General features: G+C 64.4%; 15 protein-coding genes. 7 read left to right on the top strand and 8 right to left on the bottom strand.

Features of this window, described 5'->3' with window-relative positions:
* Positions 1–99 precede the first annotated feature (99 nt).
* Entirely contained in the window at positions 100–1071 is a 972-nt protein-coding gene (locus tag JG746_RS14120; protein WP_202358678.1) for a LysR family transcriptional regulator, read from the top strand.
* Here JG746_RS14120 and JG746_RS14115 read toward each other — a convergent pair.
* Positions 1050–1649, bottom strand: a complete 600-nt coding sequence (locus tag JG746_RS14115) for a YdeI/OmpD-associated family protein (RefSeq protein WP_202358677.1) — start codon at positions 1647–1649, stop codon at positions 1050–1052. The two genes, JG746_RS14120 and JG746_RS14115, sit on opposite strands and share 22 nt — an antisense overlap.
* A gap of 233 nt (positions 1650–1882) precedes the next feature.
* Positions 1883–2356, bottom strand: coding sequence for a cupin domain-containing protein (locus JG746_RS14110; protein ID WP_202358676.1), 474 nt, complete (start codon positions 2354–2356; stop codon positions 1883–1885).
* A gap of 65 nt (positions 2357–2421) precedes the next feature.
* Between JG746_RS14110 and JG746_RS14105 the strand changes: the two genes are divergently transcribed.
* Both JG746_RS14105 and JG746_RS14100 read left to right on the top strand, forming a co-directional pair.
* The gene (locus tag JG746_RS14105; protein WP_202358675.1) at positions 2422–2877 is read left to right on the top strand and encodes a MarR family winged helix-turn-helix transcriptional regulator; all 456 of its coding nucleotides are present in this window, start codon (positions 2422–2424) and stop codon (positions 2875–2877) included.
* A gap of 127 nt (positions 2878–3004) precedes the next feature.
* Positions 3005–3733: an SDR family oxidoreductase gene (locus JG746_RS14100; RefSeq protein ID WP_202358674.1), complete on the top strand. Its 729-nt coding sequence runs from the start codon at positions 3005–3007 to the stop codon at positions 3731–3733.
* Here JG746_RS14100 and JG746_RS14095 read toward each other — a convergent pair.
* Positions 3730–4716: a LysR family transcriptional regulator gene (locus tag JG746_RS14095; protein ID WP_202358673.1), complete on the bottom strand. Its 987-nt coding sequence runs from the start codon at positions 4714–4716 to the stop codon at positions 3730–3732. The genes JG746_RS14100 and JG746_RS14095 overlap by 4 nt on opposite strands.
* Before the next feature lie 19 nt (positions 4717–4735).
* Positions 4736–5641: a S1C family serine protease gene (locus JG746_RS14090; RefSeq protein WP_202358672.1), complete on the bottom strand. Its 906-nt coding sequence runs from the start codon at positions 5639–5641 to the stop codon at positions 4736–4738.
* 308 nt (positions 5642–5949) lie between these two features.
* Here JG746_RS14090 and yghU point away from each other — a divergent pair, with 308 nt between their 5' ends.
* Positions 5950–6816, top strand: a complete 867-nt coding sequence (gene yghU, locus JG746_RS14085) for a glutathione-dependent disulfide-bond oxidoreductase (RefSeq protein ID WP_202358671.1) — start codon at positions 5950–5952, stop codon at positions 6814–6816.
* A gap of 422 nt (positions 6817–7238) precedes the next feature.
* On the opposite strand, the gene JG746_RS14080 is transcribed toward yghU, so the two are convergent.
* Positions 7239–7538: a DUF1236 domain-containing protein gene (locus tag JG746_RS14080; RefSeq protein ID WP_202358670.1), complete on the bottom strand. Its 300-nt coding sequence runs from the start codon at positions 7536–7538 to the stop codon at positions 7239–7241.
* A gap of 681 nt (positions 7539–8219) precedes the next feature.
* The gene (locus tag JG746_RS14075; RefSeq protein WP_244730798.1) at positions 8220–8438 is read right to left on the bottom strand and encodes an exopolysaccharide production repressor protein; all 219 of its coding nucleotides are present in this window, start codon (positions 8436–8438) and stop codon (positions 8220–8222) included.
* A 164-nt stretch (positions 8439–8602) separates the two neighbouring features.
* Between JG746_RS14075 and JG746_RS14070 the strand changes: the two genes are divergently transcribed.
* The 3 genes from JG746_RS14070 (at position 8603) to JG746_RS14060 (ending at position 10467) form a co-directional block, all read left to right on the top strand.
* On the top strand, positions 8603–8905 hold the full coding sequence (locus JG746_RS14070) for a sulfotransferase (RefSeq protein WP_244730797.1): 303 nt from the start codon (positions 8603–8605) through the stop codon (positions 8903–8905).
* 72 nt (positions 8906–8977) lie between these two features.
* Positions 8978–9970 (top strand): DUF535 family protein, encoded by a 993-nt coding sequence (locus JG746_RS14065; protein WP_202358668.1) that lies wholly within the window; start codon positions 8978–8980, stop codon positions 9968–9970.
* Between the two features lie 290 nt (positions 9971–10260).
* Positions 10261–10467: a hypothetical protein gene (locus JG746_RS14060; RefSeq protein ID WP_202358667.1), complete on the top strand. Its 207-nt coding sequence runs from the start codon at positions 10261–10263 to the stop codon at positions 10465–10467.
* 43 nt (positions 10468–10510) lie between these two features.
* Here the strand turns inward: JG746_RS14060 and JG746_RS14055 are convergent, their stop codons facing one another.
* Together JG746_RS14055 and JG746_RS14050 are read right to left on the bottom strand one after the other, a co-directional pair.
* On the bottom strand, positions 10511–11761 hold the full coding sequence (locus JG746_RS14055) for an amidohydrolase family protein (protein ID WP_202358666.1): 1251 nt from the start codon (positions 11759–11761) through the stop codon (positions 10511–10513).
* Between the two features lie 325 nt (positions 11762–12086).
* Positions 12087–12638, bottom strand: a complete 552-nt coding sequence (locus JG746_RS14050; protein ID WP_202358665.1) for an isochorismatase family protein — start codon at positions 12636–12638, stop codon at positions 12087–12089.
* Between the last annotated feature and the right edge of the window lie 108 nt (positions 12639–12746).

The raw sequence follows: 12746 nt of genomic DNA, 5'->3' as shown, positions 1-12746 counted from the left end.
TGTCCTTAAGGATATTTAATATCCATAATATCTGGACAGTAAAGCGCCACCCGCCTAGGATGCGGACATAAGGCTTATGTCGAAAAGTATGAGGCGAGGATGGATGTCGTATCGGCGTTGCGAACGTTCCTGCGCGTGGCGCAGACGAAATCCTTCTCGGCGGCTGCCATCGACCTCGATCTGACGCAGCCGGCGGTATCCCGGCAGGTCTCGGCGCTGGAGGCGCATCTGAAGACCCGCCTTCTGCATCGAACGACCAGCGCGCTCGCCCTGACGGCGGAGGGTGAACGGATGTTGCCGATGGCGCTGCGTGTCATCGAAGCGGTCGAAGCGCTCGGCGAGGCCGGCGGCGCGGAAGCCGCGGCCGTATCCGGAAAGGTGAGGCTCAGCCTGCCGACGCCGCTCGGCTTCTTCATCAGCGACCGCCTGGCAAGCCTGCTGCAACGCCATCCCGACCTGCAAGTCGAGCTCGTCCTTCGCGACGGGCCGTCGGATCTGGTCGCCAACGCAATCGATCTCGAGGTGCGCCTCGGGCCGGTCGGCGACAGCAGCCTGATGTGCCGCCGGATCGGCTGGACAACCGCCTTTCTCGTGGCCTCGCCCGCCTATCTCGAGGGACGCGACAAACCGCGAGTGCCGCAGGACATCAGGGATCACGCCTGCATCTGTTACAGCCGTGGCGGCGACGGCCGGTCATGGTCGTTCTCCAGCGGAGCTGATGAGGTTGTTCTGCGTATCGAGCCCCGCCTTGTCGCCAACAATTCAATGGCCGTCCATCGCGCGGCATTGGCAGGAGCCGGGCTTGCGGTGCTCTCCCACATTCTGGCCGGGCCGGACATCGAGGCCGGCAGGCTGGTCAGGCTGATGCCGGATTTTCCGCCGACGCGCCTGCCGATCAACCTCGTCTACCCATCGCGCCGGAATATGCCGCTGCGGGTGACAACGGTTCTCGACTTTCTTGTCCAGGCCGTACGCGGCGATATCTTAATGGCGTCGTCAGCCCCCTCGCGGACTGACCCATCGCCCCTCCTTCCCGCGTCCGAAGGCTCCTACTTCTTGCCCTGCGGATAGATCGTCTCGCCACGTTTCAGCATCGCCACGAAGGTCTCGATCTTCTTCTTGCGGCCGGCTTCGGTCTTCATGTTGTGAGTGCGGAAAGCGAGCGAGAAGCGGTTCTGCGCGCTGAGCTTTTCCAGCATCGCCTTGGCCGCCGGCTCGGCATCGATGGCTGCCTGCAGATCGTCGGGGATTTTCATCTCCTTGCCGCTGCCATAGGCGCGCGTCCAGCGTCCGTCGGCCTTGGCGGCCTCCACCTCTCTGAGCCCATGCCCGGTCATGCGGCCCTCCTCTACCAGCCGCGCAACATTGTCGACATTGATCTTGCTCCAGATGCTCTTCCTGCCGCGCGGCGTGTAGCGCTGGAGAAAACTGTTCTCATCCAGCCCTTTGCGCACCGCGTCGATCCAGCCGAAGCACAGCACGACGTCGATAGCCTCCTTCGGCGTGATCGACTTCAGCCCTGACCCGACCTTGTGCACCTTGATCCACACTTCGGTTTCCGTGGCGTGGTGCTGGCCGAGCCAGGTATAGAAACTCGCCGCGTCGGCAAATTCCCGGACCTTGTCGGGATCGACCTTGACCGGCGCCATCAGCGGGCCTGCCGGTTCAGAATTGTTGTCGCTGAAGTCCCTGTCATCTCGGCCTCCGTCATCCTGCGATTCCGCGCATCATGGCACGGCCCCACTGCCAGTTTCCGTCAGCAGTGGCGAAGCAGGGACACACCATTCATTGCGGTGCTGCCGCAAGAGTGCAACCGCCCGACAGAGGACCACGACACTTCCTTTCACCCTGCTATAAGGCGCGCACTGCCCCTGCAGCCGCGTCAGGCCGGAGGCGGGGCTGCCGGCGTCAGGCCGTGACGGCGCATGATCTCCATCATCGCAGCCTTGTCCGGCGGCCCGCCGGCGGCGGCGTTGAGCAAGCCGAAGGCCTCGCGAAAATAGTGCGGACCGATCGCCGCCGGCGTGATGACGCACAGCGCCTTGGCATCCCTGGTGCCATTATTGTCGAAGCGATGGACGGCGCCGCGTGGAATGCACAGCGCCTCCCCCGGCCCAACCTCGATCGCCTTGTCGTCCACGGTCCAGGTCAAAACCCCATCGATGCCGTAGATCGTTTCCTCGTAGTGATCGTGGCTGTGCGCCGGAGCGGGCAAGCGCTGGGCGCTTGGCACCATCAGTTCGAAGGTGGCGACACTGCCGTTCGAATTTTCGCCCGACACCAGGAAGCGGACCGACAGCCCCTTGGTGCCGATGGTCTCATGGGCTGGGTTGACCTGAAGATCCATGGCCGACATTGCGCAAACCCCTCCGGTAAATTACATTTACTACCTACCAGTAAACTCAATTTACCGGATCGTCAATGGCCACCTCCACCGAAGTTCTCCAGACCAAGACCGAAGACCTCTTGATCGGCGCCCTCCTGCGCGTGCCGGCGCAGGCCATCCAGCGCCGGCTGATCAAGGAGCTCAACGCCGCCGGTTTCGACGAATTGCGTCTGCCGCATATGGCCGTGCTGCAGTTTCCCGGCCCGGACGGCGCGCGCCCCGGCACCATCGCCGAGCGTGCCGGCATGAGCAAACAGGCGATCAACCAGTTGCTCAGCAGCCTCGAAGGCTACGGCTACATCGTCCGCTCCGACGGCGAAGGCAGCGCGCGCGTGGTCCACGCCACCGAACGCGGCCACGCCGCTTTCTGGAAGATGGTCGACATATTGCGCGACATCGAGGAGGAGTGGCGCACCGAACTCGGGCCGGAGCGCTTTGCCCAGCTGAAAGCGCTGCTGTTTGCCGTCTGGGATAGTCCGCTGGTGCGCTGACCGAAAACGGTTTTCGTGCGCGGCATCATCGGCATTTCCGATGGCGCCATCGGTTTCTTCCGTTTCCTCCAGGCGCACCGAGCTGCCATTCCCCTGCCCTTGTCCAATCCAGAAAAGGCAGAGCGACATGAACCTTTCGAACCAGAAGATCCTGATCGTCGGTGGCGGCTCCGGCATGGGCCTGGCGCTGGCCACACGTTGCGTCGAGGCTGGTGCCACGGTGATCATTGCCGGGCGCGGCGAGCAGAGGCTGCGACAGGCGCGTGAGGGGCTTGGCAATCCCGCGGGCCTCGACGTTGCTGTCGTCGACATCGCCAGGGAAGACCAGGTCGCGGCGCTGTTCGCCGAGATCGGTGGCCTCGATCACATCGTCAGCACGGCGGCCGACATAGAAGGCGCTTACAGGCTGCTGCCGGAGCTTGACCTCAAGGCGGCGCAGCGCATGGTCGACAGCAAGCTCTTCGGCCCGCTGCTGCTTGCCAAGCACGGCGCGCCACGCCTTGCCGCGAGCGGCTCGCTGACATTCGTCTCCGGCATCGCAGCCTACCGGCCGGCCGCGCGCGGCACGGTCGTCGCCGCCGTCAACGCCGCGCTCGAAGGGCTGGTGCGGGCGCTGGCCGTCGAACTCGCGCCGATCCGCGCCAACGCCGTCTCGCCCGGCTGGGTCGACACCGAGATCTGGGCGCAGGTCGCCGGCGACAGGAAGGCCGAGATGCTCACCGCGATGGCCGAACGGCTGCCGGTCGGCCGGGTCGGCCAGCCCGAAGACATCGCCGACGCTATTTTCTTCCTGATCGGCAATGGTTTTACCACCGGGACGACGCTGCATGTCGAAGGCGGACACCGGCTGGTTTAACCAGCCGCAGCCTTCGCCAGGGAATTGTTTGGAAACAAGGCTTTGGAGCTGTCAGCCGAATCGAGACCTGAACCCGCCTCCTGGCGTTCCGGCATCAGCGTGTTGCGCGCGGCGGCGAGCAAGTGCCGCAATGCCGGCGGCTGGATGCGCCGGCGTCGCCAGATCATCGTCAGCGGTGCCGCCTGTGCCGGGGCGGGCCACGGCAGTTCGACGAGATCGCCGCGCGCCAGCGCATCGCTGACGGCGAGACGGGGAATGAGGCCGAGCCCGGCACCCGCCGCCACCAGCCGGGCAATGGCGCCGATGCTGCCGACTTCGGCCGCAGGCTTGGGCGGAGCCATATCCGCCTCGGCAAAAGCGGTGTCGAACATGTGCCGGTAGATGCAACCGGGCTCCGTCACCACGAAACGCAGCGCGGCAAGGTCTGCGAGGTCACGCGGCGCGGTGGATTGCCCCGGAGCCGCGACCAGAACCAGGGGTTCGGTCCCTATCGTGCGCCTGGCCAGGCGTTCATCGTTGTCCTTCGCACCGTCGCGACGCTCGAAGCAGAAGGCGACGTCGATGTCGCCGTCCTCCAGCAGGCGCCGCAGCGTGCCGCTGTCGGTCACCTTGATGCGCACGGTGATGTCGGGATGACTGGCCTGGAACCCCGCCAGCCAGGGCGCCAGCCGGGCCGAGGCGATCGTTTCCAGCGCACCGATGGTCAGCGCCCCGCTGGTCTGGCCGCCAGCTGCCAGCACCGCCGCGCGCGCCTCGCCGTCGAGCCGCAGCAGCTCTTCTGCGATCGGCTTCAGCGCCAGTCCCGCCGGCGTCAGTTCAAGGCCGTACTTCGAGCGTGTGAACAAGGCAGCGCCAAGCTCAGCCTCCAGCGCCTGAATCTGGTCGCTGACACTCGACTGCGCGAGATGAACCGCCTCGGCGGCACGCGTGACGTTGCGGCTGCGCGCCACCGCGAGGAAGGTTTTGAGCAGTCTTGGATGCATCGTCTGGCCGACATCAGGCCTATTGCAGCTGCGGCTTCTTCAAGAAACTGCCCCGGTCAGCGGATTTCACCCGCAGCCAGGTCTCGCGGCCGTCGCGCACCACCCGCATCGGGATTTCGGCGCCGGCCGAGCCGCTGTCCCACAGCTTGCGATAGAAATCGGCGAGCCCGTCGACCGCGCCGTCGCGGACCTCGGAAATGACATCGCCCTGGCGCAGGCCGGCCTTGGCCGCCGGGCCGCCCTCGGTCACGCTCATCACCACCACCTTGCCGTCGCTTTCGGCCGACAGGGCGCCGAGCCACGGACGCGGCGGCTTGGCCACCTGGCCGCGCGTCAGGAGATCGTCGAGGATCGGCGGCAGCAGATCGATCGGCACCACCATGTTGATATCGGCGACCTCGCCGGCGCGGCTCATCTGCAGTCGCAGCGAGCCGATGCCGAGCAGCGCGCCGTCGGCGCTAAAAAGCGGCGCACCGCCCCAGGACGGATGCGCGGGCGCGATGAAGATCGCCTCGTCGAGCAGATACTCCCAGTAGCCTGCGAATTCCTGCTTGGTTACGATCTTGGCCTCGACCGCCCGGCCAATGCCGTCGGCGAGCACCACCGCGTCGCCGATCCGGGCCTTGCCGGCATCGCCCAGCGCCACGGCCGGCAGCCCGGTCGGCGCCAGCGCCTGGACCAGACCAAAGCCCGATTCCTGGTCATAGGCCAGCGCGTGCGCCGGGATGACCCGGCCGTCATGCGCGGTCAGCCAGACCTCCTCGGCCTCGGTGATGAGATAACCGATGGTCAGCACCAGCCCGTCATCCCGGATGACGACGCCGCTGCCTTCCCGGAGCGTGCCAAGCGCACCGGCCGTGAAGGCATCGTCCGGAACGGTCGCCCGCACGGCAACGACGGAACGCGGATTGGGATTGATGGCCATGATTTTGTCCTGCGATGCAAATGCTTGGCGGCTTCACCTATAGGTATGCCTCGGCGGGGATGGTGCAAGGGGTGAGAGGCGGTCCGCGCAGCGGACGAAAAGCCAATTGCTTGGCTTTTCGAGCCTCGAACGCCCTGAGCTTTGCGAAGGGCCGTGCGCCGCCTTCCCTTCTCTCGCAAGGGAAGAGGGGAAGAGGCGGCAGCACCCACATAAAACAATAGTTCAACGCAAGTTGAACTTCCGCCTCCGCAGCCCTAGGTGTAGGGGACCCGCCCATTCCCGCCCTTCCCTTCCCCACGAGGCCCGACATGACAGACTACACCCCGCCGAAAGTATGGACCTGGAACAAGGCAAATGGCGGCACCTTTGCCAGCATCAACCGGCCGATCGCCGGACCGACGCATGACAAGGAATTACCAGTCGGCAAGCACCCGCTGCAGCTCTATTCGCTGGCGACGCCGAATGGCGTCAAGGTCACCGTCATGCTGGAGGAGCTTCTGGCGCGCGGCCACAAAGGCGCCGAATACGATGCCTGGCTCATCAGGATCAACGACGGCGACCAGTTCGGCAGCGGTTTCGTCGAGGTCAACCCCAACTCCAAGATCCCGGCCCTGATGGACCGCAGCGGCGCCACCCCGGTGCGCATCTTCGAATCCGGCTCGATCCTGGTCTATCTCGCCGAGAAATTCGGCGAATTCCTGCCCACCGACCAGCCTGCCCGCGCGGAAGTCCTGTCCTGGCTGTTCTGGCAGATGGGCTCGGCGCCCTATCTGGGCGGCGGCTTCGGCCATTTCTATGCCTATGCGCCCCAGAAATTCGAATACGCCATCGACCGTTTCGCCATGGAAACCAAGCGGCAGCTCGACGTGCTCGACCGCCGGCTGGCGGAAACGGAGTATCTCGGCGGCAAGGATTACACGATCGCCGACATGGCGGTGTGGCCCTGGTATGGCGGGCTGGCGCTCGGGCGCATGTACAATGATTCCGGCGAGTTCCTGTCCGTACAGGAATACAAGCACGTTCAGCGCTGGGCGAAGGCGATCGACGCCCGCCCCGCGGTCAAGCGCGGCCGCATGGTCAATCGCGCCTTCGGCGAGCCGGCCATGCAGCTGCACGAGCGCCACGACGCCAGCGATTTCGACACGAACACGCAGGACAAGCTGGCCGCCGAGTGACACCCTTCAAGGCGGTGTGGCCGGGAACAATTCCGGCCGCGCCGCCATCTTTGCCGGCGCCCTCGGCGCCAAGGACCCCTTTTGTCAGGGATTGTCGCTGTAGGGGTCGTAGCCGGCGTCGGATACCAGGTCCCGCTGAACAGCTGCGACTGGCGCCAAAGCGTACAGCGCTGGACATGGTCATCGTCGATGAAGCTATGCTTGCTGCCTGGCTCTCCCCAGTCGCCACCCCAGATCAAGCCATTCTTGGCAAAGACACCGAGGAACGAAAAATCCCCTTCCAGGAGGGCTGCCCGGCAACGCTCTTCACGATGCCAGCCCGTAATGATGGCTGGACAGCGCCGAGATTATGCCATGCTAAAGCCCGCCACCAACCTGATGCTGGTGACGGGCTTTCGCCAGCCGAGCCTGGCTCGGCAAACTTAGTGCAGGACCTCGACGATCTGACGGGTCTCGGGGTCGACCAGAACCGTCTGGTCGTTAATCACGGCGACGCGGTACTTCACGTTGGGCACTTCGCGCAGTTCGACCTTGTCGGGCACCGGCGAGCCGAGCTTGAGTTCGAGGCCCAGCAGATTGACCGAAGCGAGCGGCTGCTTCTTGACGTATTCGCGAACCACCGTTTCCTGCTCGGGCTGGACGACGATTGTGTCCGCCATGGCAATACCCATGCCACCCATCAGAACGATCGCGGCCGCAGCACTCGAAAGATAATGTTTCATAACAACCTCCATATCAATTGTCTGGTTTTCCGCCCTTAGGAAAACTCGTCCACTGTCACGAGGTTCCATTCTGGTTTATGGAATAAATGTGGCGCGCCTTACGAATGCCTAGTTTGGCATATGAGCACGGTAATCTACCCTATGCTTCGAAAATTCACGATCAATTATTCTATTTGGGCATAGGTATAAAATACACTTTCCCCGAAAGGGGGCATACAAGGAGCTTCTTCCAAGGGAACGCGATCCAACGACCGCTTTTAGCGATAGCTAACGTAGAGCGAACTGCGTCGTTCCAGATGCCGTTGTCGAAGGCATGAAAAAGGCTCGCCCAGCCGGGAGCGGGGGGAGCCTCAAACAGCGCCGGCGGAGGTGGCAGCCTCACCGGTCGCATCGGGAAAACGCCGGCGCCGGCATCCGGTTCCGGCGCGGGTGGCCCCCCTTTCAGATGCAACTATGTGACCGTCATGGCGTTGTCCGACGCATTGCCAAATGAATCTCCGGCCCAGATGAATCTCCAGCCCAGATGAATCTCCAGCAAGGAATGATCGCGCATGGCTCCCCGTCCCTCCGTGACCAGGCATCCCATCACGCTGATGTTTGTCGTTTTCGTGCTGATGGTGCCTTTTGCAGGCCTTGCCTGGCGCACGCGTGAATGGATGGGCTGGTAGCCCCACCGCTGATCTATCCCAGGTGCCCACCGTCACGATGCATCGGCGGAACAGCGTCGACCTCACCCTGACGTGCCGCCTTGCGCGCGCGACGATAGATCAGCCGCATGACGAGCACGAAATAGCCGACCTGGAGGATGACCAGCACCGCTACCGTCCAGGCCAGCGCCTTCCACAAAGAACCGGTGGCCATATAGGTCCAGACCGCGACAATGATGGTCGTGGCTGACATTCCTACGAGAAACTGCCCTATATACATCGATACCCAAGCCGCCGAAACTGCCCGTTTCGAACGACTCTCCCGCTTGGAGTCCCACTGCCCGCCCACAACGTTCCATTATTTTAGCAACTGCGCAACTATGTGATCGTCTGGCCCATGACCACCCTCGAAATTTGTTGCGCGTTGACCTGGCGCTGGACGGCGCGATGAGCGACCGCGCCAAGGCGGCGGCGCGCTACAACACCTATGCCGAGAAGGTGAAGGCCGCGGAGCCGCCGCACAGGCTGCTGATCCACAACGGGACCGAAGGCTGGGCGCCGCTTTGCGATTTCCTCGGCGTGGCGCTGCCCGACGAGCCCCTCTCCAACCTCAACGACCGCGAGACGATCAAGAAGATCATCCGCGACATCATCAAGGGCTCCTACATCATGCTGGGTCTGGCGATTGCCGCTGTTGCCGCTATGGTTGCGGGGACATAACGCACGTTTCGCAATGTCCGCGTAATCCGTCCGGGCTAACCCCGCCCCCACAACAGCCGTGTGGGATGTATCTTGAGTTTCGAAACGAGCGAGCGCGCCTGGTTGCGGGAAACGACCGGCGTCCTCAGCCAGATCCTTGGTCTCTGCTGGCGGCTGGGGCTGCGGCAGTCCAGGATTTTCCTCACCCGCTTCGCCTGCAAGCCGGTGAGCTTCTTCAAATGGTTCCACTTCCTCGCGGGCTTCCGGCGGCGGCATGGCCTGGGCTGCCCGCATGACGATCTGCTGCGCAAGAAGCCCTACAAATTCTTCGCGCTTGACCTGCCAGGGCATCGCGGCCTCGACCTTCTGGTCGGCCATTTCAATCTTGCCGCGGCGGGCCTGCCGCGGGACCTGCTCGAGGCGGCCTGGCGCGGGCGCACGATGGCTATCGGCCAGGTGACCGGGCGACGCGATGCCTATGCCCTGACCATGCGTCTGTCCGTTCATTCGGGCGCCAGCCACGAAGGCGCCTTCTCGATCGGGTTGACGCGGCAGAGCGACCGGCTGGACCTGGTCAGGCTGAGCTTCATCCTTTATCCCCAAGGCGCCGGCCCCCTGGGCGCCGGCGCCTTGGGGAACGGCCGCTACACCGTGGCCATTGGCGGGCTCCAGGGCAGCCGGGAGCCGGCGGCCAAGCGCGCGGTCATAGAGGCCACGCGCGACCTGTGCGGACTGAGGCCCAAGGATGCGGCACTGCTGGTGGTGGAAGGCATCGCGATCAGCGGCGGCGCCGATCATTTCCTCGGCGTCTGCGATGCCAGGCACACCATCAATTTCCGCACGCTCGACAAACGCGCGGGCAAGCGCGCCGACATGGACCAGTACTGGATCGATCGCGGCGGACGGCAAGGCGGCGAATTCGGCTTCGCCATGCCGGTGCGCAACCCTGACATGGCAGCGCCGCTCAGCCGGCGCGAGGTCTACAAGTTCGAATTCCTGAACATCGGCAAGAGCCTGTTTGCCTCGCCGTCCAGATTGAAAGAGGTTCCACATGATCAGCCTGTGAGAAGGCCTTCTGTCCGATGAATGTGGAAGATAACACACTGCCGCCAGGTGGCCGGCAGCCGGTGCCCGACGCTCGCTTTTACTCCCCGGAGGGATAAAACCATTATATCTCAATTGGCTAAAATATTAGAACATCCAATGGACATTGCCGGAACCGAACAAGACTCATCGGACCTTTGCTTCAGCCACCTAAGACCTTGGTCCCAAAAGGAAACGCAAAAGGCCGATGGGGTCCTCCATCGGGAACATACCGCCTCTGCCGTCGTTTGTCGCATGGTCTGCGGACCCGACTGGATTTCGGAGGAAGAGCGATGCACCATCGGTCCATCATCACCAGGACAGGTCACGGCCCGGGCACGGCGGTCGCCGTGTTGATGGTCGGACTGGCAGTGGTGGGGATTGTATTCCTTGTCCTGGGCGGCTTGCTCTATTTCGGCGAGCAGCCGCCGGATCAGCGCGCGCTGTCTTCCATGCCGGCCCGATCGGCCCAGGCGGCCGACCAAAGGGCAGTCGATTGATATACATGCAATACGCGACCCTGTGCCCCGCCGGCGGCTCGTGTCAGCGCACCAGCACCTTGCCGTTTTTCGCCACCGTCCTGCCCCGTCGATAGACCGTGCGGTCCTTCGGCACGGCCACCACCGCCTCCGGCACGTGCTGCGCCGGCATGGCGACGAAGTCGGCGCTGGCGCCGACGGCAATGCCGTAATCCGCCAGTCCCAGCGCCCTGGCGCCGGCATGGGTCACCACATCGAAGGCCGCCTCGAGCTCGCGGTCCTCGTAGAAGCCTGAGCGGTAGCCGATCATGTTGGCTCGGCTCAACATGTCGCCATCGCCGTAGGGCCACCAGGAATCGCGGATGTTGTCGGAACCGCTGAACACTGTGACGCCGGCCTGCCGCAGGGCCGCCACCGGCGGGAAAGCATGGTTGCCGGGCGCGTTGGTCATGATCGCCACGCCGGCTGCCGCCAGGATGGCGCCGGCCTTCGCAACGGCGTCGGCCGGGATGTCGCCAAGGCCATAGGCGTGGCTGACGGCGACATGGCCCGCCATGCCGAGCGCCTTTGTCCGCGCGGCAATCTCCTCGACCTGGAACAGGCCGAGCGCGCCGCCATCATGCAGGTGGATGTCGATACCGGCGCCATGCTTCTGCGCCAATGCGAACACCACATCGAGATGGCCGTTCACGTCGCGGTCGAAGCTGGCGGGGTCGAGCCCGCCGACAAGGTCGCAGCCGAGCTTCAGCGCCTCGTCGAGCAATTCCGCCGTGCCGGGCGAGGACAGGATGCCGCTTTGCGGGAAGGCGACGAGCTGGATGTCGATGAGGTCGCGGTATTTTTCGCGCACGGCAAGGATGGTCTCGACATGGCTGAGCCCGACCGCGGCGTCGACCATGACATGGCTGCGCATGGCCATGCTGCCATTGCCGACACAGAGCTCGAGCTGGTTCCTGGCGCGCTCCGCCATCGGCGCGGCGGCGGCAAGGTTTCGCGCCTGGAAGGCCACACGCTCGCGCACGTCGAACCCGTTGGTGCAGGGAATGTGCGGGCGCCAGGCATCGCCATAAAACGAGGTGTCGAGATGGATATGCCCCTCGACGAAGGCCGGCACGACAAGCTGGCCGTCAAGGTCGATGACAGCGGGGTCGATGATGGCTGGGTCGACGGCAGCGAAATCGGCCGGCGGCGCCTTGCCGGCTGACGCGATGGCGCTGAAGCGGCCGCCGGTGACGAAAAGATCCGTCAGCGACCCGTCGGCCAGTTTCGCGTTGCGGAAAATCGCCTGTTCGCTCAAGATCGTCTGCTCGTCCATGGGCGCCATCCCTGCTGAAAGCGCCAGTCCTCGCCGCCCGCCCGCCGTGGGTCAATGCGGCAGCGACGAAAAACTGTTTCGCGCAATTGTCCCTGGTTCCGGCAAGGCAGGGCGCGAATCCGCACTGCGGCCCTTGCCTATTACGCTTTCGCGGAAGTTTCGGCGGCGCCGCAATGTGCCATTGTGTTATCGCGGCGGTACGAGCCGCCCTGGTTGACGCGGGCGCCCAGCCATCCCAACAATGCGCCCCCCCGCCCGCGTCGGCCATGGCAAAAGCTTGGCATTGTGATCCGTCCGGCAGGCCGGGCTGTCATGGCCTGGCGCTTCAGCCGCCAACCAGCGCCTTTGTCGTCACCAGACTGACGCCGGCTTCGGCGAAGTCTTCATTGTGCCGGGCGATGATCTGCTCAGCGCTCTCGCTGGCGCTGTCCAGCGTGCTGTGGGCATCGGAAACCACGGTGACGCCGAGCCCTCTGGCGATCGCGGCCTCGACGGTTGCCGCGACGCAAAAATCGGTCTGCGCGCCGACGATTACAATCCCACCGGCTCCCTGCCCTGCCACCCAGTCGCCAAAGGCGGGATTGCTGAAGGCGTCGCGCACGGATTTGGCGAAGGTCGGCTCGTCCTCCGCTTGGCCAAGGGCGGGCCATACCGGCCAACCCGGCTCGCCCGGCGCCAGCGGGTCGCCTTCGGGTCCATCATGCCTGACGAAAGCGACCTTGCGCCCGCCGCGCCTTGCCCAGTCGATCACCGCCCGGGCACGCTCCGCAATGGCAGGCGCTTCATGGATCGGCGGCTCATGGACGCCGTCGAACATGCCGGTCTGGAGATCAATGACGATGAGCGGCGCGTTGGCCATGAGGCTGGGAGCTGACATGGCGCGAACATAGCTTGGGCGGCGAGACGGTCAAGGTCGGCCAGGCTCTCGAATCGGAAAACGGATGAACTCTTGCGTCAGTTCCGCAGCTCCCCGAAGCTCCGGGAA

The organism is Mesorhizobium sp. 113-3-3 (assembly GCF_016756495.1).
Taxonomy (GTDB): domain Bacteria; phylum Pseudomonadota; class Alphaproteobacteria; order Rhizobiales; family Rhizobiaceae; genus Mesorhizobium.
The sequence above is the reverse complement of the archived record's forward strand: the minus strand, read 5'-3'. Positions and strand labels throughout refer to the sequence as shown.

What these genes read in the sequence shown, in the direction of transcription:
- JG746_RS14120 (WP_202358678.1), top strand. Translation starts at nt 100, where the DNA reads ATGGATGTCGTATCGGCGTTGCGAACGTTCCTGCGCGTGGCGCAGACG.
- JG746_RS14115 (WP_202358677.1), bottom strand. Translation starts at nt 1,649, where the DNA reads ATGGCGCCGGTCAAGGTCGATCCCGACAAGGTCCGGGAATTTGCCGAC.
- JG746_RS14110 (WP_202358676.1), bottom strand. Translation starts at nt 2,356, where the DNA reads ATGTCGGCCATGGATCTTCAGGTCAACCCAGCCCATGAGACCATCGGC.
- JG746_RS14105 (WP_202358675.1), top strand. Translation starts at nt 2,422, where the DNA reads ATGGCCACCTCCACCGAAGTTCTCCAGACCAAGACCGAAGACCTCTTG.
- JG746_RS14100 (WP_202358674.1), top strand. Translation starts at nt 3,005, where the DNA reads ATGAACCTTTCGAACCAGAAGATCCTGATCGTCGGTGGCGGCTCCGGC.
- JG746_RS14095 (WP_202358673.1), bottom strand. Translation starts at nt 4,716, where the DNA reads ATGCATCCAAGACTGCTCAAAACCTTCCTCGCGGTGGCGCGCAGCCGC.
- JG746_RS14090 (WP_202358672.1), bottom strand. Translation starts at nt 5,641, where the DNA reads ATGGCCATCAATCCCAATCCGCGTTCCGTCGTTGCCGTGCGGGCGACC.
- yghU (WP_202358671.1), top strand. Translation starts at nt 5,950, where the DNA reads ATGACAGACTACACCCCGCCGAAAGTATGGACCTGGAACAAGGCAAAT.
- JG746_RS14080 (WP_202358670.1), bottom strand. Translation starts at nt 7,538, where the DNA reads ATGAAACATTATCTTTCGAGTGCTGCGGCCGCGATCGTTCTGATGGGT.
- JG746_RS14075 (WP_244730798.1), bottom strand. Translation starts at nt 8,438, where the DNA reads ATGTCAGCCACGACCATCATTGTCGCGGTCTGGACCTATATGGCCACC.
- JG746_RS14060 (WP_202358667.1), top strand. Translation starts at nt 10,261, where the DNA reads ATGCACCATCGGTCCATCATCACCAGGACAGGTCACGGCCCGGGCACG.
- JG746_RS14055 (WP_202358666.1), bottom strand. Translation starts at nt 11,761, where the DNA reads ATGGACGAGCAGACGATCTTGAGCGAACAGGCGATTTTCCGCAACGCG.
- JG746_RS14050 (WP_202358665.1), bottom strand. Translation starts at nt 12,638, where the DNA reads ATGTCAGCTCCCAGCCTCATGGCCAACGCGCCGCTCATCGTCATTGAT.